The sequence below is a fragment of the Desulfitobacterium nosdiversum genome, from assembly GCF_049860565.1.
GTDB classification, from domain to species: Bacteria; Bacillota; Desulfitobacteriia; order Desulfitobacteriales; family Desulfitobacteriaceae; genus Desulfitobacterium_A; species Desulfitobacterium_A nosdiversum.
In genome coordinates this window covers 211,104-236,829 of the sequence record NZ_CP172056.1, presented here as the reverse complement: position 1 = coordinate 236,829, position 25,726 = coordinate 211,104, and the positions used below count along the sequence as shown (strand labels likewise).

Here is a 25,726-nt window from a genome sequence, read left to right as displayed (position 1 = left end):
TTCGTTACGGACAGATAAGGGAGACATTCTTTTTTATATTGGAAAGCATTTATAATCGATTAAAATTAGAAGTTTTTAGAAAATAGTGAAATGTACTTGAATAGAATTAACTTCTTGATTATAATTATCACAAACGATCATAAACATTCATAAATGAGCATATCAAATTATTACTTGAGCATAAACGATAATGCATAAAGGACAGGTGGTAGAAAATGTTTGCAGAAGAACGGAGAAACGAGATTTTGAACCTCATTGAATCAGGAAAACCTGTTAAGGTAGGGGATTTAAGCCAACGGTTTGGAGTTTCAGAATCAACAATACGTCGTGATCTTCAGGAACTGGAAAATGGAGGAGTTATTCAAAGAACCCATGGTGGAGCTATTTCAGTTCAATCCAGTTTTGAGTTGAGTTATCAAGAAAAGGAAGTTCGCAATTTTGACGAAAAACAAAAAATAGCCAGGGCGGCGGCGGAACTCGTTAAGGACGGAGAATCGGTCTTTTTAGACAGTGGAACAACGACGCTGCAAATCGCTCTTGCCTTGCGGGGAAAGGCAATAACCATCGCTACAAACAGCATGGATGTTGCACAGGTCTTTAGCGATGATTCAAGTGTTGAAGTGATCGTCCTGGGAGGGAGTTTAAGAAAATCAATTCGTTCTCTGGTTGGTTATTTAACCAATGAAATGCTCGGCCGGCTTCATTTTGACAAAGTATTTTTAGCAGCTAATGCGGTTGATCCAGAGTTAGGTGTAACTACCCCTAATCTTATTGAAGCGGAAACCAAAAGCCATATGGTGCGGGCAGGCAAAGAAGTTATTTTAGTGATGGATCATTCTAAGATTTGGGAAAAGTCAATGTGCAAGATTTGCAGCCTGGATGAAATCAATCTATTACTCACGGATGATGGTTTAGAGGAATCTGAAGTTAAAGGACTCAGCCAGTATGTTCAAGTACAAATTGCAAATTGATTCGAATAGAACGATGTGCCGGAGGTAAAAATACAGAAACAATGAAGGGATGAATTCATGAACATGCTAAAGCAGGCGAGAATTGTAACCGTAACGCTAAATCCGGCCTTAGATCAAACGATGTATTTTTCTCAATTTAATATAGGTCAGGTTAATCGTGTCGGTAAAGAACGCCTAGACCCTGCTGGAAAAGGTGTTAATGTTGCAAAGGTTATTAAGAGTTTAGATCAAGAGGTCACGGTTACAGGTTTTTTGGGACGCGAAAATTCAAGAATTTTTGAGGAATACTTCCAAACCCATCAGATTCATGATCAGTTTATCAGAGTTGATGGAGCCAATAGGATCAATACAAAAATCGTTGACGAAAGCAACAAACAAGTGACTGAGATCAATTTTCCGGGAATAAAATACTCGGCCTCGGATTTAGAAAAGCTGGAATGCAAGATGGAGCAGCTGGCAGAAGAATCTCAAATTTTCGTTTTATCGGGAAGCTTGCCCGAAGGGGCAACTATAGGGATATACCGAGAATTTATTGAAGTATTGAAGCAGTATCACTGTAAGGTTTTTCTGGATACAAGCGGAGGAGCTTTAGAAGAAGGCATCAAGGCAAAACCCTTTGCCATCAAACCGAATGTCTATGAATTGGAGCAATTGATGGGTTATTCCATGGAACATGAGAGGGATATTTTAGGTGCTATAAATACGTTGATAGCTGAGGGGATTAACAAAGTGATCGTTTCTTTAGGGGAAAAAGGAGCTTTGGTGGCAGACGGGTCAAAAGGACTCATCGTTACCCCGCCTGATGTCCAGATTGGCAGCACGGTTGGAGCCGGAGACGCTCTTGTTGCAGGACTGGTGTTTGGAGAGGCTAAAGGGATGCCTCTTGAGGAACAGGCCCGTTGGGCAACGGCTGTTGCTGCAGCTTCCGTAGCCAAACCGGGTACCCAAGCGGGTACGCTGAGAGATGTGGAGAAACTTTTACCTCATGTAATAATTAAGGAAGTGAAGGTGTAAGCCATGAAAATTACGGATCTTTTAGCGAATGAATCGATATTATTAGGACTTAAGGCAGAAACGAAGGAAGAGGTCTGGGAAGCACTGGCCCATAGTTTGGTCAAAATTGGTGCAGTTGATAATATTGCCAAATATCTAGAAGATGTCGCAATTCGGGAAACGAAGGGAACAACCGGAGTTGGATTTGGGGTAGCTATTCCCCATGCCAAGTCTGAAGGAGTAAAACGACCGGCTTTGGCAATGGCTCAACTAAAAACACCCATTGATGTGCAGTCACTTGACGGTTCCAAAGCCGATTTGTTTTTCCTTATTGCGGCACCTCTTCAAGGAGAGGATATTCATTTGCGGGCACTCTCCAAATTAGCCCGGTTGCTCATCCACAGTTCTTTTTTAGAATCTCTTCGAGGAGCTAAAACTCCTGAAGAGGTAAAGGAGGCGATTGGAGCTTACGAAAGTTAAAGAATGAGACAAACAATCAAAGAGTAGGAGGATTGGTTATGAAATTTGTAGCAATCACATCGTGTCCTACAGGTATAGCCCATACCTATATGGCGGCAGAAGCACTTCAAATGGCGGCTCAGGAAATGGGTTATGAGATTAAGGTTGAGACCCAAGGGTCTGTAGGTGCAGAAAACGTTCTGACTGATGAAGATCTGGCACAGGCAAAAGCGGTTATTATTGCGGCAGACACATCGGTAGATAAAAGCAGATTTACCGGAATGCCGATTATTGAAGCTTCGGCAAAAGATGCCATTAAAGACGCTAAAAGTTTGTTGATTCAAGCTGCAAATGTTCAAGAAAGTTCAATTCCTAAGGAAACGGTTAAGCCGGATAAAGGTGAGGAGAAGAGACCGCAAAAAGGTGTTTATAAACATCTCATGACGGGTGTATCCTTTATGATTCCTTTCGTTGTTGCCGGTGGTCTTCTGATTGCATTAGGTTTTGCCTTGGGAGGAATTTATGTTTACAAAGTTCCGGGAAGCTTTGGAGAAACCCTATTCTCAACAGGTAAAGCTGCATTTGCACTAATGATCCCTATTCTAGGCGCTTATATCTCTTATTCAATAGCGGATAGACCAGGACTTGTTCCCGGTATGGTCGGTGGATATATTGCTGCAAATAATGGCTCGGGATTCCTCGGGGCAATGGTTGCCGGTTTTGCGGCAGGATATATTGTGCTTGGTATTAAAAAGTATGTCAGACTTCCAAAATCCTTACAGGGATTAATGCCCATCCTTGTTATTCCCGTTCTTTCATCTGCAATTATGGGTTTGCTTATGGTTTATATTATCGGTAAACCGATGACTTTATTTAACACCGCATTGTCTTCATGGTTGACTTCATTAAGCGGCACAAATGCTGCTGTACTGGGAATTATTTTAGGCCTGATGATGGCTTTTGACATGGGTGGTCCTGTGAATAAGGCAGCCTACACTTTCGCAACAGCGACAGTCGCAAGCGGCAATCCATCTGCAATCATGGCTGCAGTTATGGTGGCCGGTATGGTTCCCCCTCTGGGCATAGCCCTTTCGACAATCATCGCTAAGAAGAAATATACCCTTGAAGAAAGAGAAGCAGGCAAGGCCAATTGGTTACTGGGATTATCGTTCATAACGGAAGGAGCCATTCCATTCGCAGCGGCAGATCCAATTCGGGTAATTCCGTCGATTATGGCAGGTTCGGCAGTTGCTGGAGCTTTATCCATGGTATTTGGAAGTACAATTGTCGTTCCTCACGGTGGAATATGGGTTTTAGCCATTCCGCATGTGGTGACGAATTTGGGACCCTATATTATTGCTCTAATTGCAGGTACCGTTGTCTCAGGCCTCATTCTTTCAGTTGTTAAAAAACCGTTGGAAAAATAGATCCAAACACAATGGAGGAACCTCAAATGATTACACGGGAAATTACGATCAGAAACAGCTCAGGGCTGCATGCCAGACCGGCCTCTTTATGGGTTCAGATGGCCAGCCGTTATAAAAGCAGTATTAAAATTAAAACGGACAGTACTGAGGTTGAGGGTAAAAGTATTCTCGGTATTTTATCCCTTGGCTTAACCGCTGGAAGCAAGTTTCAACTCATTGTAGACGGGGAGGATGAAGTTGAAGCGGCAGATAGTTTGGAAGCCCTCCTTGTTCAATTAGAAGAATAGGACTGATTTTAAACCAGGATAGGTAAAAAAACATGAAAGAAAAATTTTTGCAGGGTATAGGAGTTTCGTCAGGTCATGCCCAGGGTCAAGTTTGGGTTCTTAAGACTCAAACGTTAGAAACAAACAAAGAGTTTATCGGGGACGCTGATTCTAGCCAAGAACTGGGACGTTTACAGAACGCAATTGAGCTGACCGCAAAAAATCTAACCCATTACGAGGAAAAGGCCCGTTTAGAACAAGGGGACGAGGTTGCTCAAATTTTTGTGGCCCACAAACTTTTGCTTTCCGACCCTTCGTTTATGGGCGAGGCCCAAAAGCGGATTGAGTCAAAAAGCTTAACAGCAGAGCAAGCGTTAAGAGAAGTTGCTGAAGAAGCGGTTAAGATGCTGAAAAGCATTCCAGATCCGTACTTTCAGGAACGCGCAGTGGATGTTCAAGATGTATTAGAGCAACTGCTGCAAAATCTGTTGGGCCCCAAAGGTTCGAGTATTTCCTCCTTCCCGGAGGAAGGAAATTGGATTGTCTTGGCGGAAGAGTTAACTCCGGCTCAAACCATTTCTTTGCCAAAGGAACGTGTTTTAGGATTCATTGTACTCAAAGGAGGAAAAACCTCTCATGCTGCAATTCTCGCCCGGACCTACGGTATTCCGGCGGTATCAGGAGTTGATGCTTCATGGCAGGAACTCACCGGTTTAGAGTGGGCTGAATTGGATGGTGATGAAGGTTGGGTCAAGGAATCTCTTGCAGGTATGATGAGTACGAAAACAAGTGTCGACACTGTCATGGAGGAACAGGAGTATCTGCCAGGAACTCCACTTGCAGATATGGTGCTTGCGGCTAATGTGGGAAGTCCGGCTGATATACCCTTAATTCAGAATTTCAAGGCTCAGGGGGTTGGCCTTTATCGCACAGAGTTTTTGTTTATGGGCGAAAAACTTCCTTCTGAGGAAGAGCAGATCGAGGCTTACAGCAAGGTTATTGCTGCCTGTGCTCCGCATCTGACAGTGATTCGAACGCTGGATATCGGCGGGGACAAAAAAGCTCCGGCATTGAACCTGCCTAAAGAGCAAAACCCATTTTTGGGTGTACGGGCTTTACGACTCTGTTTTCAAAGGCCGGATATATTTAATGTTCAGCTTAGAGCAATCTGGCGGGCTTCAGCAGCAGGACCAACAGCAGTTATGTTTCCGATGATTGCAACGCTTGAGGAATTAGAGAAAGCGAAAGAACTGCTCTATTTGGCAAGAGATGAGGTCATCAACGAAGGGTATACCGTAGGCAAACTTGAGGTTGGTATGATGATCGAGATTCCCTCTGCGGCTTGGAACGCCAAAAGTTTTGCAGCAAAAGTTGATTTCTTCAGTATCGGAACCAATGATCTGACACAATATATGCTGGCAGTCGACAGGGAGAATAATGAACTGATGAATTTATATCAACCGTATCATCCCGCTGTCCTAGGGATGATTGCCAGGGTTAGCCAAGCCGCTGAAAAGGCAGATATTTGGGTAGGCATTTGCGGCGAGGCTGGAGGGGATCGTTTGTTAGCTCCTTTCTTTGCCGCTTTAGGAATTAAGGAACTGAGCATGGCACCTGGCTCATTAACCCATGTTCGTCAAACTTTGGCCAAGTTTAAATTTGACGCTGAGGAAAAAAGAAGGTTTGTTGAATCCGTTTTGGATTGCGCAACAGTCGGCGAAGTTCTAGAACAGCTTAAGCGTATTTAATTAATGCCTGTTTTAGTATTTTAGGGTTGAACCTAAGACAATGAAGGCTTCTCTTTTGGGCTAAGACCAAAAGAGAAGCCTTTAAGATCATTGATCTAGAGAGAGTTAAAAGTTTACGCAGGTTAAAAAAGGTATATAATAATTCTAATCAGATTGATCTCTTAATTGAAAATATATTCCTTTAAATTTTATGTAATTTTAGTATTGAAATTCGATAAATCCTATGATAGTATATACAAGTGTCACGGGACATGCCGATGTAGCTCAATTGGTAGAGCAGCTGATTTGTAATCAGCAGGTTACAGGTTCGAGTCCTGCCATCGGCTCCATATGAATCTACACCCGCAATCGATTGCGGGTTTTTATTTTATGCAGTGATTACAAAAAAACTGAGTTTGGGGACATTTGGGAATATTGTTGAACATTAATTGGAAAAGCTTAGACCTATAGCTGGGTCTAAGCTTTTTTATCTATAAACGTTTAAAAGAAAGTGCATACTATTCGTTATAAAAATCTAAATTTCAAAAACCAATTTAGAATGAGGGTGGGTCAATTATTACAGATAAAGTATGAGCTAAATCACAGTATTTTAGTGGGGTTTACTTTATTATGGGTTTAACAGGATGAGGTGATGATATGGGCAACGTAATTGATCTCTCAAAGTCAGTTTATGAAATATGCATAGAAAACCCTGAAGTGATTGACATTATGAAGGACTTGGGGTTTGAGGATATTGCTAAGCCAGGCATGTTAAAAACAGCAGGGCGTTTTATGACTCTGCCTAAGGGGGCAGCACTAAAAAAGATAAGCTTTGATAAACTGAAAGAAATATTGGTCAATAAGGGGTATCAACTAATAGATCAATAAACCCAATTAAATGTTTGGAGGGAATACAATGAGCGAATTAATCAATAACCGTGAATATCGACAAAAGGTTTTAAAAGAACTAATTATGGAATTGCATCATGGTAAAAGCGTTGAGGAAGTAAAATCTCGTTTTGAGAAATTAATCGAAGGGATTTCAGCAAGCGAAATCTCTGAGATGGAGCAAGCACTCATCCGTGAAGGGATGCCTGTTGAGGAAATTCAGAACCTTTGTGATGTCCATGCTGCTGTTTTTAAAGGCTCGATCGAAGAAATTCATAGCCCTCAAAAAGTAGAAAATATCCCCGGTCACCCTCTTCACACATTAAAACTTGAAAACCGTGAGCTGGAAAAGCTGATTAGAGATACCATTTTACCCGGTTTAGAAAGGTTAAGTTCCTCTGAAAGTGCTGAAGATATTCAAAAACTAAGAAAAGCCTTTGAAACGTTATGGGAAATAGATAAACATTATAGCCGTAAGGAGAATTTAATATTTCCTTTGATGGAGAGGCATGGGATCACAGCTCCGCCTAAAGTAATGTGGGGTGTTGATGATGAAATTCGGGAAGCTCTTAAAGAAGTGCGAAGAGCTTTAGCCGGCGATCCGGTCAATATGGAATTAGTTCTAGAAAAAGGCAAGGAAGTAGCCAATCGAGTTCAGGAAATGATTTTTAAAGAGGAGAATATCCTGTTTCCTATGCTGCTGGAATCCTTTACAGAGGACGAATGGGTGCAAATCGCGGAAGCGAGTGATGAAATCGGTTACTGCTTGGTCACACCATCAGGCCATTGGAAGCCTGTTCGGGGGAAGACTGAAAAAGAAAGTACCGAGGGGGAAAAGAACACGGGTGAAGTGCCTTTCCAAAACGGGGTTATACAATTTGATGCGGGACAGCTATTACCCGAAGAGATCAATGCGATTTTAAACACCCTGCCCTTGGATATTACGTTTGTGGATAAGGAAGGGGCGGTAAAATACTTTACCCAAGGAAAAGAACGGATCTTTGCCCGGGCGAAGACTGTCCTCGGAAGAAAAGTTGAGAATTGCCATCCTCCCGCAAGTGTTCATGTTGTTGAAAAGGTCGTTGAAGAGCTCCAATCGGGGAAAAAGGATCATGAAGATTTCTGGATTAAACTCGGTGACCAATTTGTCCTTATTCGGTACTTTGCAGTCAGAAATGCTGCAGGGGAATATTTGGGAATCATGGAAGTTACCCAAAATATCAAGCCGATTCAAGCAATTACCGGTGAAAAGAGATTAATGTCAGAATAAAAACTCCTCTAAAGCAATTTAAAACAAAACTGGCACCGCTCGAAAGGCGATGCCAGTTTGCTATTTAACTTAGGAACTAGAACTAACGCTTTTACAACTTAAACTTAGATACCTCATGAATTAACTCTTGAGCAATATTGGATAGGCTATCCACATTCTGAGCGATCGTTTCCATTGACGCCAGTTGTTCTTCCGATGAGGCAGAGATTTCCTCCATACCTGCTGAAGTTTCTTGAATGACTCCGGAAATATTATTTGATTCATCCTCAACTTGTTTGACTTGATGATTAACTTCATTTAAAGCCGCGGCAATCTGTTCAGTCATGTTGACAACGCCGGTAACGGAATGAAGAATTTGCTCAAAGCTTTCTTTCGTTTGATCCCCTATTTTTTGAAGTTCTTCAACAATGTACTGTGCATTATTTAACTTATTTACCGTAATATTAACTTTGCCGTCAATATTTTGAACAATCGTTTCGATCTCTTTTGTCGAAGCACTCGATTGTTCCGCCAGCTTTCTAATTTCTTCTGCTACAACTGCAAAACCTCTGCCATGTTCTCCTGCCCTGGCTGCCTCAATTGAAGCGTTTAGAGCTAAAAGATTTGTTTGCCCGGCTATAGAAGTAATAGCTTCAATAATTTTTTTGATATCACTCGTCATTTGGACTAATGCTTGAACCGAAATTGCTACTTCTTCCGAAATCTCATTATTCTCAGCTATCTTTTGGCTTTGCAGGCTAACAACGCGTTGTCCATCCGTTGCAACTTTTAAAGAGTCCTTGGCTTTTATCGCTCCATCCATAGTTGCTTTCGTCGTTTCTTCTATAACTGTTGTTACATTCAGAATCGCAGCATTCGTATTTTGAACCATTTCCGTTTGCGCAGTATTTCCTTCAGCCATTTGATTAATTGTCGTTACGACTTGGGCAAGAGTTTGGTTCGTTTCATCCGTTGTTTTTACTAAGTGCTCAGAATCTGAGGCTACTTGAGTTCCTAAATCTTGAATCTTTTTAAGGAGCTGCCCCAGACTCTGTCTCATGACTTGAATGTCCTGGATTAAAAGACCAAGCTCGTCTTTTGAAGCAATCTTTAAATCAACCTCTCTAAGATCTCCTGAAGCAATTTGATGTATAACTTTCGAAAGTTGAAGTAAGGGTTTAGTAAAACTTGATGTAGCAAAATATCCTAATCCGACGACTAGAATTATTACTAAGATAAGGATGCCGAGAAGTGTATAAATTAAGTTTGTTCTTGCTGCCATAGCAATAGTGTAGGGGATCTCCACGCAGATTAACCAATTCGTCTTGTCATCCCGGATTGAACTGAAAAGAATTTTTTCTCCTTTCTCATTCGTTGTCACAATCGTTTTATTTGAGCCAGTTAATCCGTTAACAATATAATTTTGTTTGCTCAGATCTTTTTGTTCCTTGACATAGTTGGTATTGGGATGGGCAAGAATCTTTCCGTCCTTACCGACAACATATACAACAGAACCATCTTGTGAGAGTTTTTTAACGAAATCGCTAACTTGAGTAAGCTCGATATTCGCTTGTAAAACGCCAACAATTTTTCCGCCTTCAGATTCCCTAACGGGTGTGGCAATAATCACAACGAGATGTCCTGTTGCTTTGGCTACAAGTACTTCAGAGATAGCTTCCTCATTTCCTTTAAGTGCCGCCTGGAAAAAATCTCGATCATCAACTTTTTGTAAAGCGTCATTATTGCTTTTAACCAGTTGCTGTCCGTTTGCATTATCCAAAGTAATGACTAAATCGGGATTTACTTTTGTTGCCTCGACAAGTTTCGATTTGGCATTGGCAACATCGAGTTGGCGAATAGCAGTAAGTTGAGCCAATAACTTTAAAGTCGTTAAATCATTTTTAATTAAGCCGTTAATTTGGATTTGGGCATTTGCAGCCTTTTCTTCAGCCTCTTTGGAAGCATTTTGCTGAGAATAAGTATTTAGGAAATAAAATGCCGAAGAGGATACAAGGATGAGGGGAATAAGACTCGTCGATAAGATCATTAGAAAGAGTTTTGTTCTCAATTTCATAGTTTTCCCTCCAGTAAATTAATTAAAATAAGCCGCCTAAGCTTTGGGTCATGGCGACTTTACCTTTTTAGCGGTAGCCTGGCAGTCATCAGCCGAACTGGAAGACCCATGGCTTTGCGTCATTAGCTTTCGCTAATTTTGCTTTTGTCGCATTTATTAAATTCGAAAATATGTTAGATTGACAATAATCATTCATCATACATCATACCACTTATTTTGATTTCTTACACTAACTATTGGATAATTTACTTAAAAAATGAAAATTAAAGGCAAATTTTTGTTTTAATGAAAAAAAGCATTGCCTTTAGCTGTTTTTACAGGTAAAGGTAATGCTTCTTTATAAATATTAAATTCTAAGCAATTAGGTTTTTATACTGGAAATCGAATATAGAATGTCGTTCCCTTAGATGATGTTACAATATCCATCTTAGCATTATGACGTTTTATTATATTTTTGCAAATCATAAGCCCCAGCCCTGTACCCGCCTCCTTCGTTGTAAAAAAGGGAACTCCAAGCTTAGCGAGTACTTCGGGTTCAATCCCTTTGCCTTGATCAATGATCGCGAGAACAACTTCATCTGAGTCCATATATGTTTTTACCTTAAGATCCTTACCTGCTTCCATGGCTTCAATGCCATTTCGGACAAGATTGAGGATTAATTGGCGAACCTCTTTTTCGTTGAGAGATATATCCGTAATTTCCCCTAATTCTTCGACTATTGTTATTTCTGATTGCAGAGCATCTGCATGGATTAAGGGGGAAAGGGTTTGAATAATAGTATTTAAATTCTGGAGCTCTAAATCTTCAGTTTGATTTTTAGTAAGGGAAAGGAATTCGGTAATAATGCAGTTTGCTCGTTCGAGTTCGTTAATCATTAATTGATAGTAATCCTGATATTGTTGAAGATCACTCTTCCAACCCAGCATTTGCAGAAAACCTTTCACAGTCGTTAGAGGATTTCTAATTTCATGTGCGATTCCAGCGGCCATCTCTGCAATAAGATTCATCCGGTCAATACGTGTAATATCGTATTCAATTTTTTTCTTATCTGTAATATCTATTCCGGTTTTAAGGATATATCGTGTATTAGTCTCATCGGTGAAAAATCGCCCATTAACGCTATAAATCCTGCCAGATTTTGTTGTCAGTTCCCAAGAGAACGGTTCTTTATCAGTTAAATCATTAAGTAAAGGGCAGTTTGGACAAGGATGATTATATCCTCGAACTACATCGTAACATTTCTTTTGCCCCGGATCCCCAAAGATTTGTTTAAAAACGCGATTATAATACGGAATTGAAAAGTCAGGAGCAAGCAGACAAACGAATTGCGGTAATTCATCCAGCAGGGAGAAGATCATTTTTGTGTCGATTTTCTGCTCGAGATATTGAGGATATGGGTTTTCAAAAGCCAATGTTAAGACCCCCAAAAATATCCTTTTGTTACCAAGTAAAGTAATTCGACTCGAGCCATCAAAATCCTTTAATTAATGATGAGCAGTATTCAGAATATTTGATGGATGATGAAAATAAAATAGGACCATTTATGTAATTACACGAAAATGAAGAAAGGTAAGCACCCAAAGAAAACCTCTTTCATAAACTATGATAAGCGATTGACGGCTGAGCATAGAAAGGGGAGCTTGGAATTGGATGGGTTAAGCTTAATTTTTATACTCGCTGTTGTCGTTGAAAAACTTGTTGATCTTTTTAAAACAGTCGTATACGCAATACCTTTTCTTCCTGAAAAATTTAAGCCCATCACACTTGAGCTGTTGAGTTTAGGGGTAGGAATTATGCTTGCTTATGAAACGAATAGCAACTCGCTTACACTTATGGGTGTAAAGACCATCGATCCTTTAGTGGGGATTATCATTACAGGATTAGTGATCGGGAAAGGTTCAAACTTCGCGCACGACTTTTTCCACTATGTTAATCAAAAACAAAACGGTACGATTAAATAGAGGAGGCGATTAATACGGCTTATCCGATAACCCAGCAGCTGCTGAACTTTAATCGGTCAAACGAAGGGCTAAGCCCTGAGGGCTTTGTGATCCATGCAACGGATACATTGGGTGCTACGGCCCAAAATGAGTATAACTACTTCAACACGGCTTATCGGGGAGCATCGGCACATTATTTTGTCGATTGGACTGAGATTATCCGGACGATCCCTGAGAATGAAGTAGCTTTTCATGCAGGGTATACGGCAAACCATAAATTCCTTTCTGTAGAAATCTGTGAACCTTATGGCGTAAATCAGACGCTTTTTGAGGAGGCATGGAAACGCGCGATTTGGTTAGTCGCTGACGCCTGCCTTCGTTATGGGTGGATTGTCCGGGATCGAATTTTTTCACACCAGGATATTTCCAATAGGTATCAAGAAACCGATCACACGGACCCGATTGGCTATTTTGCACGTTATGGTCGGACTTGGGCTGATTTTTTGACAGACATTGAACAAAAAATCCAAGAACTAAAACAAGAGCAGGGAGGAGACATTCCAGTGAAAAATTTAATTCTCGTAGGTCATGGTCCGGATGAGCGAGCAGCAGGGTATCTTGCAGATTATTTAAGAGCACCTATAGCCTATCTGGATGGGGTTCAAGAAGAGGATCTCAATTCTGCTCAAAATATTTATGTTGTTGGCGGAAACTTTAAACCCATTGAGCGAGCTCAGCTGATTTCAGGTGCAGACCGTTATAAAACGTGTCAAAAAGTTCTAGACTTCATCCAAACGGGGAACTTTTAATACAGGGAAGATTTAGAATGAGATACTCAAATAAAAGTAAACGAGGCAAGTCGTAAGGCTGCCCCGGTTTTCTTTTTTATGGGCTGGTACTAGAGCAATGTACGATAAGCGGAGAGAGTCATTTCGCCGATTTTTGACCAAGAGTAATGTTTACGGATATGCTGAGTTAAAGGCTCAGGTGAAAAGGTTAAGGCTTTTTCCAGAGCAGCCTTTAAGCTTTCCTTCTGAAAAGGATTCATATAAACGGCCATATCTTTGAAGTACTCGGTTGTCGAGCCTTGATCTGTAGAAACAATAACAGCCCCGCAAGCACCGGCTTCCAGGCTGGAGAGCCCTGGCGTTTCAAACCAACTTGGGAGCGCGTGAATTTTAGCGGCTGCATAAGCAGAGGCAAGAAGTCGTCCCTGCAAGGTGCCTAAATAAAGGACATTGGAATACGAACGAATTTTTTCAAAATATGCGGCATCATTAATGGGTCCGGCTAAAACGAGAGTTAGACCAAGTTCGTAACAAGCTTTTGCGAGTGAGGCCTGGTTTTTACGTGAGGCTATTCGTGCGATACAGAGAACGAACTGCTCAGGCAAATCGGGGCAGCTTTCCCGAAAAAGGGATTCGTCAATTTCAAGATATTCTTCGGGAAAACCATTGGGAATAACTTTATAGGGTGTATTCACCTGAAAATCTTCCTGGATCAAATCCATTTCTAATTGTCCGTTGGGCAGGAGCAGATCGCAATCCTTGAACAATTGCCCTCTCCAGGGCTGATGGGCTTCCCATTGGGTTAGGGATAACGAACTTTCTGCCCTTTGTTCAAGGAATTTTTGCATATTCCAATAGATAGGGGAGAGAACCACCGATTTTTTCTGTAATTTTGCATTTTCAAAATACATGGAGGCATCCGATACCCGCGTAGCATTGAAAATATGGACGAGGTCATATTCTTTGAGTTTGACATGAGGATCAAGAGACAGATGAATTTCAACTCCGAGTTTTTGCAGAGCTTGTGCTGTCGCCAGGAGCTGGACCGTATCTCCAGCCGGATTTTGACGATAATCGGAACGAATTTGGAAAAGAACTTTCACTATCAAAACCCCTTATTAATCAGTCTAATGAATGGACTTAACATAGACTTTTAATGCTTTAATCAGCGTTTGAGGATCAACCTTGTAAAGTTGAGCAACCTGCCCAACACTCTGATAGAGTAAGTGTTTTGCCCCTCAGCTATAAACGGGTATCCCATACTTAGAAAAGACTGATCGAAGTTCAGGATGTTCAGCCAAAAGTTCCCCTAAATTCATTTTTTCGTTAATCCGAACCATCTCTCCCAAAATCCTTTCTTTTCTTTAGTTTGTTTAAGTTGGACTATTTTCTCCTCAAGAGAATGTAAGGCTTGTAAGGTCTCAAAATCTTGTTTTTTCAAGGATTCTATAGCCGCGGAAAATACTCTCGAATTTTGTTTCATGAGAGAAGCGAGAGGTTCAAGTGAGTTCGGAAGAGTATCCATTTTCTTATCAAGAGAGATCAAGTTATCCATAATGGTAGATAACGTATCTTCGATTAGGTTAAGATTCGTCATGAGTTCAGCTTCATTTGTTGTACTGGAATCTTTAGCTTCAGGAGGTAAAACAGATTCGCTGGTATTAGAGATCTTGGGTTTATTCGATTCCGGGAAAGGAATAGCGTTAGTAACGGGATGAATGAGGGGTGCCGTATAATTAAATATAGGAACAGCAATGGCGTCGTTTTCAATGAGTAGAGAAGAAGACTGGATGAGATCAATAAATAATGGGACATATACGTCTTCAGAATCGATAAGCCACTCTGTGTGATTGATTCCGAATTCTGACTTTTGAACAAGATTTGTTGGCAAATGCTTTGAGGGGAAATTTGAAACAAGATTCCAATGATGCTGATTAAATTGAAATAGCCGTTCTTGATCCGTGTTAACCAGCAAACTAAGATTTCCTTCGGACTGAAATACGCCAAATCCTTTCCAAGGACCGCTGATTTCCTTAAGAGAATTACCTTCAATTCTCCACGTACTCCCAAAATCACATAAATTTATGCGTGAGGCAAAGCCAATTTCATATTTTTCTGTGCCGGGTTGTTTGGCTGCGTAAAATAGATATCCTCGATCGCCGGAAAGAATTAGGCCGGTCATATCAATAATTTCGCGAGGAATGCTGAGATCTTCTTTGCGCTGCGCCCAAATATGATAGGCTCCGTTAAAAAAATTGGATAAAAGTGCGGAACGATTCCCTAAAGAGGTCATCATCAGGAGATGAAGGTTCGATTTGGAGTCGAGCAGGACACGATAAACAGGATAGCGTGGATGGACGACCTCTCCTAACTGTGCTGATTTCCAAGTTTGGCCGTTCCAAAGATGATGGGTAATACGCCAAACATCAGGAAGGGAAAGGTGAGAAGCTGCATAAAAGATATGGATCACCTTATCCACGGGAAGAAGAATAAGCCGTGCATAACGGTTGTTGCGTGTATCGAGATTACCCAGAGAGGTTGTATGATGTGTACCTGTGGTTGAAACGATGGTGTAACAGAGTTCACCTGATGTTTTGATATACGCTAAATGAATTTGATTGGGGGTTTCGGCAATTCCCTGAGCAAGAAGTATGGGTTCTCTAAGTTCAAAAAGAGGACTCTTATTTGCTTTAGAGGATAAGAAAATCCCTTCTGAAGTTGTCTCCAGGAAGAAAGAAGAGTCTTGATTGATAAGTAAAGAACGAGTGGATAAAGGAAAAGCGGGCAATGGATACACCTCCTTGTTAGAGACTAGGGCTGTCATTGACAGCCCTAGTCTCTTTAAAACAGTTCCCCTGAGTAATGAAAGGAAAGAAGATTAGAAGCGAGGAACAGGACTGGGTAACTGAGGAGGGAAGAAATCTGTCGGGAAAGGTGTCAGATTTGGATTCAAGAAATCGACGCACGGGCTCTCAGAGGGGAATTCTTCGCAGAATGGAGGCTCAGGGCAATAACCAAAGGCATTGATCGCAAGTTGTACAAAACCGGTAAGTTTAGAAATGACGAAGCTACCCACGGCCAGAATAACATCAGTATCGGAAATCATTGCTGGAACTAAAAGCTCACTGCGTGTTTCCACTCTAAGATTGAAATCAAACTCTGAACGTGTCGGTGGATGGTAAATGACGATATCCTTGAGGATATCCGGCAGGCAGCCCGTGATTGGAATGATTGTGCCTGCAGCATTTCTCACCCTTAAAGTGAAGCAAATACGAACGGTGAATTGAGCACGGGCGAAGTTAGGACGACTGGGAATTGGAGTGATAATGATGCTTTCCGGAAGAATTACTCCATTGTTAAAAGTTATGCTGACGAAGGTGAATGGTCCTCCGCTTGTCGGGAGCGCTACTGGAAAGTCGTTAAAACACTCCCTTTGCTGACAACTGAAAAATACTTTTTCGACGATGATACAGACTCTCTCTTCATATGGATCGAATTGTAATAAATCTGACATGCTGTAATTTTCCCTCCTTTATACTGGTTTCGGGGTATTTTATTCAGAGTGTGATTTATATGTGACTCCTTGAAATTAGGGGTTAAACGTAATATTTTTGAAGAATTTTATGAATTTCTTCTGCTTGTTTTCTCCAGTCATTTTCAAGAGCAAAGGATCTCCGAACAGACTTATTTACGGGATCTATCAAGGCGTTATGAAGGAATTTCGAAAAATGAGCCGGATCTGAAGAAAGATAAAGACTAGGGCAGGGTGATCGGCTTAGTTCGGGTAAGGGGGTTGCGGCGATGGGAAGTCCGGCAGCGGCGTATTCATAGAGCTTTATGGGATTACAGCCTTGTGTCATAGCAGTCAGCTTAAACGGAATAAGGCCGATTTTAAACTGTTGGAGATAAGACGGAAGAAGGGAATAGGATTTCAGCCCAAGATAGCTTAGATTATCCGCTTTCAACGGAAAACAGGTTAACTTAATGAGTGCCCCGATAAAGACAAAATGGAAAGCCGGATTTTGGGATATCACCTTTTGGAGTAAGTCCCAATCCAGCCAGGGAGCAATTGCACCGCTATAACCGACTATGGGTTTGCCTTCGGGCAAGTCGGGAGGATTATTTTGCGAGACTGAAAAATGCTGGGAATCAACACCATTGGGAACAAGATGGACTGAGGGATGCTTAAGTGAGAGTTGCCTAAAAAGAGAATATGATGAAGCGAATACCAGATCTGCTTGTGTGAGCATAGCAGGCAAATACCTTTCCCATTCGGCAAATTCATCCTTGGGTTCATCAGAAGAGTCAAATACAACATAGTCAGGTTGGTACTGCTTGATTAGATGAACATGTGTGGGGAAGGTTAACCAAAGAATGCGCGGACGGGTGTGAGGAAGGGACAAAGAGGAGAGCCCTTGACAAAGATAGAGTGTATCTGAAAGTTTATGGACACTGGGTTGTGTAAAGGAGCCGATATCTTCGTAAAGCACTGTATAGCCTAAAAGGGAAAGCTGTTTCATCAATTGTTGAGGACGCTGAACCATCCAGTTCCAAGGAATTGTTGGGGGATAAATAATTGTGGGCAATTCAATTCCTCCCGCAGATGCTGTTATCTCATATAAAGCATATGCATTCGGATTGGAAGATAGAGTAGGGGTATATGTCCATAATGAAAAGAAGAAGGCTGAAGATAAAATGAACTGCCCCTTTAATTAGCAGGGGCAGTTCAATAATTTTTAACTTCCTCTTTACGATTAAGCTCAATTGTGCATCAACTATTTGCGAGATATAACAGTTCTTTTAATACCTAGCGCCTTACTTGCGCTAAAAGATATTACAGCGGATAGAACACTAAATAGTGCTCCCATTTTAGCCGCTCCTTGAAGAGCTAAATCGGTAAAAGCTACTCCAGCAACAAATAAGGCAACTGTAAGACCTATTGATGCAACCAATCCACTTACAAAAAGGTCTTTGTGATTCATTCCTTTAGGTAACGGGAAGCCCAATAATCCAGAAAGCCAACCCATAATAAATATTCCGGAGGTTTTGCCAATTAACAAAGCTATGAACACGAACCAGGTTACTGCATTTATTTCGGAAAACTCAACACCGGCATTCGTTAAACCAAATAATAAGAGCCCTAAATCTACAAAGGCTTTCCAATCGTGTTCAAATTGCTTTAAAGTCGAATGATCTCTTGAAGCATCTTCAAATAGGTGTGCTTTTTCCTTTTTAGGATGGGGTAGAAATGGAACGATGAATACTAAGGCTAGGGATGAATGAATACCTGACAGATAAAGACCAAACCAACTCAGTGCACCGCCAAAAAGGATATATGGCCAATAACTTTTTATCTTTGCTTTTTTTAGGGAGAAAGCAATTAACATTCCGGCAAGAGTAACTAATAACCAAGCCGGAGTTACAGGGCTTAATGGATTCGGATAGAAGAGTGCAATGATCAAAAGACCGATACCATCATCTGCAATAGCTAATAATAATAAAAATGAAACAGCTGGATGATTGGGGCCAAAAACAAGTTTGGCGACCAGCCAGGCCAGAGCAATATCTGTCGCGGTAGGAATACCCCAACCTTTAATGAAATCAGGACTTCCGAAAAAGTGATTAAGAAGGAGATACACAATAGTTGGTCCTAATACCCCTCCAAAGGTAGCCATAATCGGATTAATCGCCCGTTTAAGTGGATATAAGTCTCCGCCGGGCAATAAACTCTGTATGATTTCTACGGTAGCTATTGCAAAAAAGAAGACCATAAATATGTCGTTCACCAAAAAATGAAGGGAAAAGTTCGGGATGATTTGATTATGAACGAAGTTATGATAACTCTCGGGTGAAATATTAGCCCAAATTAAAGCGTAAATTACACCGGTGATAAGAGGAATTGAAAATTCTTGCAAAAAATTATACATTTTCTTTATCCGTTTTCTCACTCTTTATATCCTTCCTTTCTAGATCGAGAACAACAAAAAAAGAGAGTAGTCCAAAATGGAACTACTCTCCCCTAAGAAGTTCAAAAACTTGCAGCTTGGCGATCTTAGCAGTCTTAATTTAGACAGCCGTAGACCCATAGCTTTAGCGCCCTTCACTTTCGCGAAGTTTACCCCAACACAAAGTCAATATTTCATTTTAAAAACGATATTTTTAGTCTAACATATCACCTCTTGGCAGGGCAAGTCAGTCGTCGTCGAATTCTTTTTCATACTTATGACCTCTGGACTGATTAAATCTATTAGAGATAAAAAAGACGGCTACAAATAGTGCGATAAACACGATTAGGAAAAGTATTGAATTGTACCAGGCACTTAAGGGCTTCTTGGAGCCAAGTATGATTGCTCCGTATGCAGCTACTAAGATAAAAAGAGTTAGAATCAAATTCTTTATAGATTGCTTATTTCCTCGTTCACTATAAATACTTACTTTCATCATGTGCATTCGGATAAACTGATAGATTGGGAAAAATATTAAGATCAAATACTCAGTAAGACTTTCCATTAAGCTCATATGAAAGACCGCAATTTTTACTGTAAACAATAAAGCTGCTCCATACAATATAATAACTGCCATTTCGCTTCTTATCTTATTTTTGGCCTGTTCGATTCTTTCATCCTTCATTTTTATTCCTCCCAAAAAATATCATCTAATGTTTTACCTAACGTTTTACATATGGCTATGCATAACTGTATAGACGGATTAAATCTACCGGCTTCAATCATTCCGATAGTCTGTCTGGTTACACCGACTGCTTCTGCCAATTGCTCTTGAGACATATCTAAAATAGCTCGTGCGGATTTCAACTTAAGATTTTTCAAATAATATCAGCCCTCCTTACATGACAAATTATATAATATAATATCCATTATGTAAAGTATATATTGCATTTGGCAATAAATAATTTGCTGAACGTTTATAGAAACGTTTATAGAAAATACGGCTCAAAATATATTTAAATTTGTAAAAAAGAAAACAGCCTATTCAAGACTGTTTTAAAAATGAGAACATAAATTCAATTTTGATTTTATATTTTATTTTTATTTTGTCCCTGGCAACTATTCATGCGTAAATTCTTGGACATAATAACTTCCGGAGCTGCTGTATACGATACCGACACCAACGTGAGTATACCCGGAATTGAGGATATTTGCTTTGTGGCCGGCACTGCTCATGAAAGCAGCCATGGCTGCATCTACGGAGATGTTTCGAGCAATATTTTCACCAGCAGAATAATATTGAACTCCCGCCATTTTCATCATATCGTATGGACTGCCATACGTCGGAGAAGTGTGGCTGAAGTATCCGTTGGTTTTCATATCATTTGCTTTAGTCTGTGCGACGCCAACTAAGCGAAGATCGACTTTGAGCGGAGCTAAACCAACGTTAGCACGTTCTTGGTTAATCTGATCAATCATGTTCTGTTCTTCCGCACTGATTGAAGTTGCTGCAGGAATGGTAACAGTGCTTGGTGCAGCAGTCGTCGTTGTTTGATTTGTAGTCGGAGCATTCGTTGTAGTTGTTGGTGTTGTAGTCGGAGTGGTTGAAGGTGTATTAGGAGTAGAGCTTGTCGTATTAGCAGGGGGTGTTGTTGGGTTTGAAGTAGTTTGAGTTGTTGTAGGAGTACTGTAATTTGTAAAATAATTTTTTAATGAAATAACGCTTGATCCTGATGTGGGGACAGTAGTTGTAGCTTGAGTCGTTGTGGGAGCCGTATTTGCAACCGCAGGAGTTGTAGACGTAGTTTGCGTTGTTGGAGCAGAGTATACAGGTTGATAGGAACGCAGTGAAATAACTGAGCCATATGCATAATTTGTATTTGCAGCATAAACTGCGGCCTGAGCGGGAACTGTCATGCCAAATATAAAAATTAAGGTTTGAATCGTCAATGCTAAATGAGTCCATTTTTTCATATTTTTCCCTCCTGAAAACTCCTGATTAAATAATAAGTTGTCTGTTCGGGACATCTCGAATTATAACACTTGCTTTCGGACAAACCTACCGGTATATTGTTCCAGTCTTAGTATTGTTTAAATTTAATTTTTATTTAAAAGAAGTATAATAAGGCTAATATCACACTGGGAGGATTTATATGCTGCCAAAAGTTGTTGCGAAATATTGCCCAGAATATACAGCTAATGTCGAAGAAATTTTACGTCAAGGCTTAGATGAGCTTGGCGGAATGTCTGCATATATCAAACCGAATCAAAAAGTTTTACTTAAAGTAAATCTTCTTATGAAAAAACGACCGGAAGAAGCAGTAACAACGCATCCCAGTGTTGTTGAAGCCATGGTTCATTTAGTCCAAGAGGCGGGTGGGATTCCCATCATAGGAGATAGCCCCGGGGGTCCTTATACCGTAAATGCTTTAAAGGGAATTTATGAACGTTCTGGCCTCAAAGAAGTTGCTGAACGTTCGGGAGCAATTCTCAATTTCGATGTTGGACAGACTATTGTCGCCCATCCTTCGGGTAAAATTGTCAAGAGCCTTACAGTGACTAAGAGTGTAACGGATGCTGACGTGGTTATTACCTTATCAAAATTAAAAACTCATGGCATGATGACGTTTACCGGTGCGGTAAAGGTTCTATTCGGCGCAATTCCAGGACTTTTAAAAGCGGAATATCATCTGAAAATGCCTAATTTAAAAAACTTTGCCGATTTGTTAGTGGATATTGTGACGTGGGTTAAGCCTTCTTTAAGTATTATGGATGGGATTGTTGGCATGGAAGGAAACGGTCCTTCGGCTGGAAAACCGCGTGAGATTGGCGCACTTTTACTAAGTGAAGATCCATTTGCTCTTGATGTTGCCGCGTCACATTTGATTGGACTTAAACCCGAAAAGGTTCCCACGATTATGGCTGCTCGTGAACGAGGGCTGACAAGCCGGATGGAAGAGTTGGAGTGGGTCGGAGATGATCGCTCTCTTTGGAGAATTCAAAATTTTATTCTGCCCAAAACATACTCGGTGAATTTTTTGGACATGATTCCCTTGCCGAAGGGGACGAAAAATTTTTTGATGAATCGTTTGCGTCCTCGCCCATATTTTGAACATGAGCTCTGTGTGGGCTGCAAAGATTGTTTTAATAATTGCCCTCCAAAGGCTCTAGTCATGAATGAAGAGAACCGACCTGTAGTAAATTTAGATGTCTGCATTCGTTGTTTTTGTTGTCAGGAACTTTGCCCTCGTCAGGCGGTTCAGATTGTTAAGCCCAGGCTGGGAAGGACGATATTTAGATAGGCGAATTTTCAATATTTGGGTGGTATTTTATTATTAACTGACGTATAATAAAATGAGAATTGAAATATATGTAAAAGCTTAGGGAATTTTACAAAATAAAAGTTATGAAAAAGGCAAAACTGGCGAAAGCCAGTGACGCAAAGTTACGGGTCTTCCATTTATGATGATGATCGCCGGGCCGCCGTACCATTGAGTCGTTATGCCTTTAAATAGGTATAACGACTTTTTATAGTGTTCATAAGGGGGAAGGTAAATGAAAGAATTAAAACGTAAGTCTGTTAAGAAATGCGACAATATTTTAATTCATCCCTTTGTTGAAGAAGCACTTCAAAGTATTGAGCATTATTTACCTTTAATTGATCCGCCGAGGCTTAAGGAAGCTATTAACTTTTTAAGTAAAGTAATTTGGCATATGAGTAATACGAGTCATTTTAATTTAGCAAGAATGCGTTCTTATGATATTCAAACCCATATTCATTCCATAAATGTGGCACTATTTTCGATTCTCATTTCTTTACAATTAGGATTTTCCAAATCATTTATTAGAGAAGTTGCTATCGGAGGATTTTTTCATGACTGGGGAAAACTCCTCGTTCCTAAGCATATTCTTGATAAACCTGAAAGCTTAACGGTTGAGGAATTTGAAGTTATAAAAAAACATCCGATTAATGGTGAGAGGATGTTGCAACGAACTCGGGTTTCGGAAGATGTTCTAAAGACTATACGACAACACCATGAACGGTGGCGCGGTCAGGGTTATCCTGATTCTCTTTATAAATATGATATTCATTTACAAGCCCAGATTGTTGCAATTGCTGATGTTTTTGAAGCTTTAACGGCAGACCGTCCCTATCGAAATGGAATGCATCCTTATCATGCACTGGAAATGATTTTCCTTGAAGAAGATATCAATTTTTCTTCTAAACTTGTTCATTCATTTCGAAGTGCATTATTACTTTATTTTAATTATCCCGTGGTCCGATTAAATACGGGGGAAATCGGACTTGTCATGGCTGTTCCGCTTCGGCTTTTAACTCGACCATTAGTTAAGGTTTTATATGATGAAAAGGGCAGGGGATTGAAGAACGAAAAATTAATAGATTTATCTCAAGAATTAACTTATTTTGTCGATAAATATATCAACACAACAGACATAGTTCCAATGGGACGGATAATATTGAGATAGAACTAATAATTACAAACTTTTATAGTAGTATTTTTAAGGAAAAAGCGACGAAAATCGGTGACGCAAAGCTACGGGTCTTCCACTTAGGGTGATGATCGCCGGGCCGCCGTTCCGGATGAAGTCGTTATGCCGAAATAAGGTATGACGGCTTTTTTATAATTATGCAGAGCTGATATTTTTAAAAATCGTAAGGGAGGCGTTGATTACGAAAGTACTTCAGCTTAATCATGTGCGGGAAGGCATGAAAGTAGCAAAAAGTATTTATGGGCCTCATGGAGAAATTTTACTTGCTGCAGGAGTCTCTCTGAATTCTTTTTATATTAAAAGACTGGAGGAGATGGAAGTAGCTGCAATTTATATTGAAGATGAAGCTACAGAGGGTATTGTCATTAACGATGTTATTTCGGAGAAAACTCGAATTGAAGCGATCAAATTAACAAAAGAGTGTATGAACAATATTAAACTTCAATCGAGTGTGGATGTGGCAAAGGTCAATCAGGTGATTACTGATATTGTCGATGAATTGCTTTCAAATAATAATATTATTGTTCAAGTGCTTGAAATTCGTGCCTTAAATGACCATACCTTCAGCCATAGTGTTAACGTAGCAGTTCTTTCGGTTATTACCGGCATAGCGTTAGGCTTTGATTATAAAAAACTTAAAGATCTTGCTTTAGGGGCTCTTTTTCACGATATTGGCAAAACACTAATGCCGGAAAGTATCTTATTTAAGACTGAGCCTTTAACACAAAAGGAAGAAGAAATTTGGAAAAAACACCCGCTCCTAGGTTTTGATATTTTACGGAAACTGCCAACCATTAATTTAACGAATGCACATATTGCCTTAGAACATCATGAGCGTTACGACGGTAAAGGTTTCCCCAGAGGTTTAAGTGGGAACGTCATCAGTGAACTTGCTCGAGTGGTTACGGTCTGTAATCAGTACGATAAAATGACAACCTATCAAATTGGTCAGCCTAGAATGAAACCCTTCCAGGCTATCGAAGTCCTTATAGGAAATAGCGGCAAGTTTTTTGATGCGGATATTGTCAGGGCATTCCTAGGTATCATCGCGATTTTCCCTATTGGAAGCAAGGTAACCTTAAATATTGGAGTTAAAGGAATTGTTATCGAAGCCTATAAGAATTACCCGACTCGTCCTAAGGTAAGAGTTTTGACGGATAAAAATGGGGAAAAAATCTTTCCTCCTTATGATATTGATTTAACGGATATGCCGGAAATCTGTATCATTAAAGTTGAGGAAGAGGGTTAATCTGATGAATGAATGCGAGGAATATAAGTTTTTATATAATATTTGTTCACAACTGATTAAGGTACAGGATAATAAAGAAATATTTAATACCATTATTCATGATTTATGTACGTCTTTTGGAGCGATTGCCAGCAGTTTATGGATCGTTAATACTTTGGATGATGTTGGTTTTAATCGAATTGCCTATTACCAATCGAGTCAAAACGTTCATAGTTTTTTACCGACCTTAGATTTTAAATTAACGCATTTCGTTACTAAGAATAAGCTGAACTTAAGCTGTTACAACTTGAAAGGGAATTCCGATTTTAAGGAAGTTACGGATGATATACATATTACTTCATCACCTTTAGTCGTCAAAAACGAGTTAATTGGAATTTTAAATATTTGGTGTAATTCGGAAGATCCTAATCGCTGTCGCAATATTGACTTTTTGCCGAGAATTATCCGCGAACTGGGGCATGGTCTATATAATTACAAATATTATTCGAATGATCAGAGCAAAAGAATTAAAAAAGAATTAGAATTTGCCGGAAAAGTTCAACACAATTTATTACCTAAAAATTTACCGGAAATAAAGGGCCTTTCTATAGCGATACGAAGTCGTATGGCGAGAGAAGTCGGCGGGGATTATGTTGATGTGTTTAAAACCGAGAGAAACAATTTAGGCATAGCCATCGGCGATGTTATGGGTAAAGGGATACCGGCAGCTTTATGGACGACTGTCGCTCGTGCAATACTCAGGGTTACGGCCAAAGCTGATAGTTTACCCCATCTTGTCCTCAATGAAGTGAATTTACAGCTGTTTGAGGATATGGCAAAGCAAGAGATGTTTTTAACTTTACTTTACGGATGGTATGAACCGTTCAGTCATACTTTTATCTTTTCCAGTGCGGGACATCATAACCCGATTATTATTCATAGCCAATCTGGAGAATATGAGAAATTCAACCTAAAAGGACTTTTTATTGGCGGCAGACCCGATACGAAGTATAAGTCTAAGGGGATAAGGCTGAATAAGGATGATATTCTCATTATATATTCGGATGGATTAATTGAAGCAGTCAATGATCAAGATCAGCAGTTTGGGTTAAACAATTTAATTGAGGTTGTGATAAGAAATTCATTTTACAAAGCTACCGAAATTATGGACAGTTTATGGTTGCATTTAGGACAACATATTGGGGATCACGTTCAACTGGATGATATAAGCTGTATCATTTTAAAAGTTGGGGAGTAG

Annotated in this window: 25 protein-coding genes, 1 tRNA gene and 4 riboswitches; of the genes, 16 read left to right on the top strand and 10 right to left on the bottom strand. The window is 40.1% G+C overall.

What is annotated here, in order from left to right; translation table 11 throughout:
- The first annotated feature begins 215 nt into the window (after positions 1-215).
- The 9 genes from ACHOLT_RS01175 (at position 216) to ACHOLT_RS01135 (ending at position 8,001) form a co-directional block, all read left to right on the top strand.
- Positions 216-971 carry a DeoR/GlpR family DNA-binding transcription regulator gene (locus tag ACHOLT_RS01175; protein ID WP_425805228.1) on the top strand — a complete coding sequence of 252 codons (756 nt, stop codon included), beginning with the start codon at positions 216-218 and terminating at the stop codon, positions 969-971.
- A 57-nt stretch (positions 972-1,028) separates the two neighbouring features.
- Positions 1,029-1,985, top strand: a complete 957-nt coding sequence (gene pfkB, locus ACHOLT_RS01170) for a 1-phosphofructokinase (protein WP_425805227.1) — start codon at positions 1,029-1,031, stop codon at positions 1,983-1,985.
- A 3-nt stretch (positions 1,986-1,988) separates the two neighbouring features.
- Positions 1,989-2,444, top strand: coding sequence for a PTS sugar transporter subunit IIA (locus tag ACHOLT_RS01165; RefSeq protein ID WP_425805226.1), 456 nt, complete (start codon positions 1,989-1,991; stop codon positions 2,442-2,444).
- 38 nt (positions 2,445-2,482) lie between these two features.
- Entirely contained in the window at positions 2,483-3,850 is a 1,368-nt protein-coding gene (locus ACHOLT_RS01160) for a PTS fructose transporter subunit IIC (RefSeq protein WP_425805225.1), read from the top strand.
- Positions 3,851-3,876: 26 nt separating this feature from the next.
- Positions 3,877-4,137 carry an HPr family phosphocarrier protein gene (locus tag ACHOLT_RS01155; RefSeq protein ID WP_425805224.1) on the top strand — a complete coding sequence of 87 codons (261 nt, stop codon included), beginning with the start codon at positions 3,877-3,879 and terminating at the stop codon, positions 4,135-4,137.
- A gap of 32 nt (positions 4,138-4,169) precedes the next feature.
- Positions 4,170-5,864, top strand: coding sequence for a phosphoenolpyruvate--protein phosphotransferase (ptsP, locus tag ACHOLT_RS01150; protein WP_425805223.1), 1,695 nt, complete (start codon positions 4,170-4,172; stop codon positions 5,862-5,864).
- A gap of 253 nt (positions 5,865-6,117) precedes the next feature.
- Positions 6,118-6,193 (top strand) — tRNA-Thr (locus ACHOLT_RS01145).
- Positions 6,194-6,500: 307 nt separating this feature from the next.
- A complete protein-coding gene (locus tag ACHOLT_RS01140; protein ID WP_425805222.1) occupies positions 6,501-6,731 on the top strand; it encodes a DUF1858 domain-containing protein in 231 nt (76 codons plus the stop codon).
- Positions 6,732-6,759: 28 nt separating this feature from the next.
- A complete protein-coding gene (locus ACHOLT_RS01135) occupies positions 6,760-8,001 on the top strand; it encodes a DUF438 domain-containing protein (RefSeq protein WP_425805221.1) in 1,242 nt (413 codons plus the stop codon).
- A 91-nt stretch (positions 8,002-8,092) separates the two neighbouring features.
- Here the strand turns inward: ACHOLT_RS01135 and ACHOLT_RS01130 are convergent, their stop codons facing one another.
- Together ACHOLT_RS01130 and ACHOLT_RS01125 are read right to left on the bottom strand one after the other, a co-directional pair.
- Entirely contained in the window at positions 8,093-10,054 is a 1,962-nt protein-coding gene (locus ACHOLT_RS01130; protein WP_425805219.1) for a methyl-accepting chemotaxis protein, read from the bottom strand.
- A gap of 69 nt (positions 10,055-10,123) precedes the next feature.
- Positions 10,124-10,207: riboswitch (cyclic di-GMP riboswitch) on the bottom strand.
- A 216-nt stretch (positions 10,208-10,423) separates the two neighbouring features.
- Positions 10,424-11,467: an ATP-binding protein gene (locus ACHOLT_RS01125; protein ID WP_425805218.1), complete on the bottom strand. Its 1,044-nt coding sequence runs from the start codon at positions 11,465-11,467 to the stop codon at positions 10,424-10,426.
- A 234-nt stretch (positions 11,468-11,701) separates the two neighbouring features.
- On the opposite strand from ACHOLT_RS01125, the gene ACHOLT_RS01120 reads away from it, so the two are divergent.
- Both ACHOLT_RS01120 and ACHOLT_RS01115 read left to right on the top strand, forming a co-directional pair.
- Positions 11,702-12,016 (top strand): hypothetical protein, encoded by a 315-nt coding sequence (locus tag ACHOLT_RS01120; protein ID WP_425807837.1) that lies wholly within the window; start codon positions 11,702-11,704, stop codon positions 12,014-12,016.
- Positions 12,013-12,804 carry an N-acetylmuramoyl-L-alanine amidase gene (locus ACHOLT_RS01115; RefSeq protein ID WP_425807835.1) on the top strand — a complete coding sequence of 264 codons (792 nt, stop codon included), beginning with the start codon at positions 12,013-12,015 and terminating at the stop codon, positions 12,802-12,804. Before ACHOLT_RS01120 ends, ACHOLT_RS01115 begins: the two co-directional genes overlap by 4 nt.
- A gap of 89 nt (positions 12,805-12,893) precedes the next feature.
- Here the strand turns inward: ACHOLT_RS01115 and ACHOLT_RS01110 are convergent, their stop codons facing one another.
- The 4 genes from ACHOLT_RS01110 to ACHOLT_RS01095 form a co-directional block, all read right to left on the bottom strand.
- Positions 12,894-13,886 carry a glycosyltransferase family 4 protein gene (locus tag ACHOLT_RS01110; RefSeq protein ID WP_425805217.1) on the bottom strand — a complete coding sequence of 331 codons (993 nt, stop codon included), beginning with the start codon at positions 13,884-13,886 and terminating at the stop codon, positions 12,894-12,896.
- Between the two features lie 212 nt (positions 13,887-14,098).
- Positions 14,099-15,571: a hypothetical protein gene (locus ACHOLT_RS01105; protein WP_425805216.1), complete on the bottom strand. Its 1,473-nt coding sequence runs from the start codon at positions 15,569-15,571 to the stop codon at positions 14,099-14,101.
- Between the two features lie 90 nt (positions 15,572-15,661).
- Entirely contained in the window at positions 15,662-16,297 is a 636-nt protein-coding gene (locus ACHOLT_RS01100; protein ID WP_425805214.1) for a hypothetical protein, read from the bottom strand.
- 82 nt (positions 16,298-16,379) lie between these two features.
- Positions 16,380-17,369, bottom strand: coding sequence for a glycosyltransferase family 1 protein (locus ACHOLT_RS01095; RefSeq protein WP_425805213.1), 990 nt, complete (start codon positions 17,367-17,369; stop codon positions 16,380-16,382).
- Here ACHOLT_RS01095 and ACHOLT_RS01090 point away from each other — a divergent pair.
- On the top strand, positions 17,362-17,499 hold the full coding sequence (locus ACHOLT_RS01090) for a hypothetical protein (protein ID WP_425805212.1): 138 nt from the start codon (positions 17,362-17,364) through the stop codon (positions 17,497-17,499). The two genes, ACHOLT_RS01095 and ACHOLT_RS01090, sit on opposite strands and share 8 nt — an antisense overlap.
- A 59-nt stretch (positions 17,500-17,558) precedes the next feature.
- On the opposite strand, the gene ACHOLT_RS01085 is transcribed toward ACHOLT_RS01090, so the two are convergent.
- From ACHOLT_RS01085 to ACHOLT_RS01070, 4 genes are all read right to left on the bottom strand, one after another.
- Positions 17,559-18,710: a Na+/H+ antiporter NhaA gene (locus ACHOLT_RS01085; RefSeq protein ID WP_425807833.1), complete on the bottom strand. Its 1,152-nt coding sequence runs from the start codon at positions 18,708-18,710 to the stop codon at positions 17,559-17,561.
- 107 nt (positions 18,711-18,817) lie between these two features.
- Positions 18,818-18,913, bottom strand: a riboswitch (cyclic di-GMP riboswitch).
- Between the two features lie 62 nt (positions 18,914-18,975).
- Positions 18,976-19,413: a DUF6773 family protein gene (locus ACHOLT_RS01080; RefSeq protein WP_425805210.1), complete on the bottom strand. Its 438-nt coding sequence runs from the start codon at positions 19,411-19,413 to the stop codon at positions 18,976-18,978.
- Positions 19,414-19,415: 2 nt separating this feature from the next.
- Positions 19,416-19,610 carry a helix-turn-helix transcriptional regulator gene (locus ACHOLT_RS01075; RefSeq protein WP_425805209.1) on the bottom strand — a complete coding sequence of 65 codons (195 nt, stop codon included), beginning with the start codon at positions 19,608-19,610 and terminating at the stop codon, positions 19,416-19,418.
- A gap of 237 nt (positions 19,611-19,847) precedes the next feature.
- Positions 19,848-20,702 carry a CAP domain-containing protein gene (locus ACHOLT_RS01070; protein ID WP_425805207.1) on the bottom strand — a complete coding sequence of 285 codons (855 nt, stop codon included), beginning with the start codon at positions 20,700-20,702 and terminating at the stop codon, positions 19,848-19,850.
- 179 nt (positions 20,703-20,881) lie between these two features.
- Here ACHOLT_RS01070 and ACHOLT_RS01065 point away from each other — a divergent pair, with 179 nt between their 5' ends.
- The 4 genes from ACHOLT_RS01065 (at position 20,882) to ACHOLT_RS01050 (ending at position 25,726) form a co-directional block, all read left to right on the top strand.
- Entirely contained in the window at positions 20,882-22,030 is a 1,149-nt protein-coding gene (locus tag ACHOLT_RS01065; protein WP_425805206.1) for a DUF362 domain-containing protein, read from the top strand.
- 102 nt (positions 22,031-22,132) lie between these two features.
- Positions 22,133-22,216: riboswitch (cyclic di-GMP riboswitch) on the top strand.
- 67 nt (positions 22,217-22,283) lie between these two features.
- A complete protein-coding gene (locus ACHOLT_RS01060) occupies positions 22,284-23,216 on the top strand; it encodes an HD-GYP domain-containing protein (protein WP_425805205.1) in 933 nt (310 codons plus the stop codon).
- A 27-nt stretch (positions 23,217-23,243) separates the two neighbouring features.
- A riboswitch (cyclic di-GMP riboswitch) is annotated at positions 23,244-23,327 on the top strand.
- Positions 23,328-23,415: 88 nt separating this feature from the next.
- Positions 23,416-24,489 (top strand): HD-GYP domain-containing protein, encoded by a 1,074-nt coding sequence (locus ACHOLT_RS01055; protein WP_425805204.1) that lies wholly within the window; start codon positions 23,416-23,418, stop codon positions 24,487-24,489.
- 4 nt (positions 24,490-24,493) lie between these two features.
- Positions 24,494-25,726 (top strand): PP2C family protein-serine/threonine phosphatase, encoded by a 1,233-nt coding sequence (locus ACHOLT_RS01050; RefSeq protein ID WP_425805202.1) that lies wholly within the window; start codon positions 24,494-24,496, stop codon positions 25,724-25,726.

Excerpts from the sequence above, each read along its gene's own strand:
- ACHOLT_RS01175 (WP_425805228.1), top strand. The coding sequence starts at position 216 with ATGTTTGCAGAAGAACGGAGAAACGAGATTTTGAACCTCATTGAATCA.
- pfkB (WP_425805227.1), top strand. The coding sequence starts at position 1,029 with ATGAACATGCTAAAGCAGGCGAGAATTGTAACCGTAACGCTAAATCCG.
- ACHOLT_RS01165 (WP_425805226.1), top strand. The coding sequence starts at position 1,989 with ATGAAAATTACGGATCTTTTAGCGAATGAATCGATATTATTAGGACTT.
- ACHOLT_RS01160 (WP_425805225.1), top strand. The coding sequence starts at position 2,483 with ATGAAATTTGTAGCAATCACATCGTGTCCTACAGGTATAGCCCATACC.
- ACHOLT_RS01155 (WP_425805224.1), top strand. The coding sequence starts at position 3,877 with ATGATTACACGGGAAATTACGATCAGAAACAGCTCAGGGCTGCATGCC.
- ptsP (WP_425805223.1), top strand. The coding sequence starts at position 4,170 with ATGAAAGAAAAATTTTTGCAGGGTATAGGAGTTTCGTCAGGTCATGCC.
- ACHOLT_RS01140 (WP_425805222.1), top strand. The coding sequence starts at position 6,501 with ATGGGCAACGTAATTGATCTCTCAAAGTCAGTTTATGAAATATGCATA.
- ACHOLT_RS01135 (WP_425805221.1), top strand. The coding sequence starts at position 6,760 with ATGAGCGAATTAATCAATAACCGTGAATATCGACAAAAGGTTTTAAAA.
- ACHOLT_RS01130 (WP_425805219.1), bottom strand. The coding sequence starts at position 10,054 with ATGAAATTGAGAACAAAACTCTTTCTAATGATCTTATCGACGAGTCTT.
- ACHOLT_RS01100 (WP_425805214.1), bottom strand. The coding sequence starts at position 16,297 with ATGTCAGATTTATTACAATTCGATCCATATGAAGAGAGAGTCTGTATC.
- ACHOLT_RS01085 (WP_425807833.1), bottom strand. The coding sequence starts at position 18,710 with ATGTATAATTTTTTGCAAGAATTTTCAATTCCTCTTATCACCGGTGTA.
- ACHOLT_RS01080 (WP_425805210.1), bottom strand. The coding sequence starts at position 19,413 with ATGAAGGATGAAAGAATCGAACAGGCCAAAAATAAGATAAGAAGCGAA.
- ACHOLT_RS01070 (WP_425805207.1), bottom strand. The coding sequence starts at position 20,702 with ATGAAAAAATGGACTCATTTAGCATTGACGATTCAAACCTTAATTTTT.
- ACHOLT_RS01065 (WP_425805206.1), top strand. The coding sequence starts at position 20,882 with ATGCTGCCAAAAGTTGTTGCGAAATATTGCCCAGAATATACAGCTAAT.
- ACHOLT_RS01060 (WP_425805205.1), top strand. The coding sequence starts at position 22,284 with ATGAAAGAATTAAAACGTAAGTCTGTTAAGAAATGCGACAATATTTTA.
- ACHOLT_RS01050 (WP_425805202.1), top strand. The coding sequence starts at position 24,494 with ATGAATGAATGCGAGGAATATAAGTTTTTATATAATATTTGTTCACAA.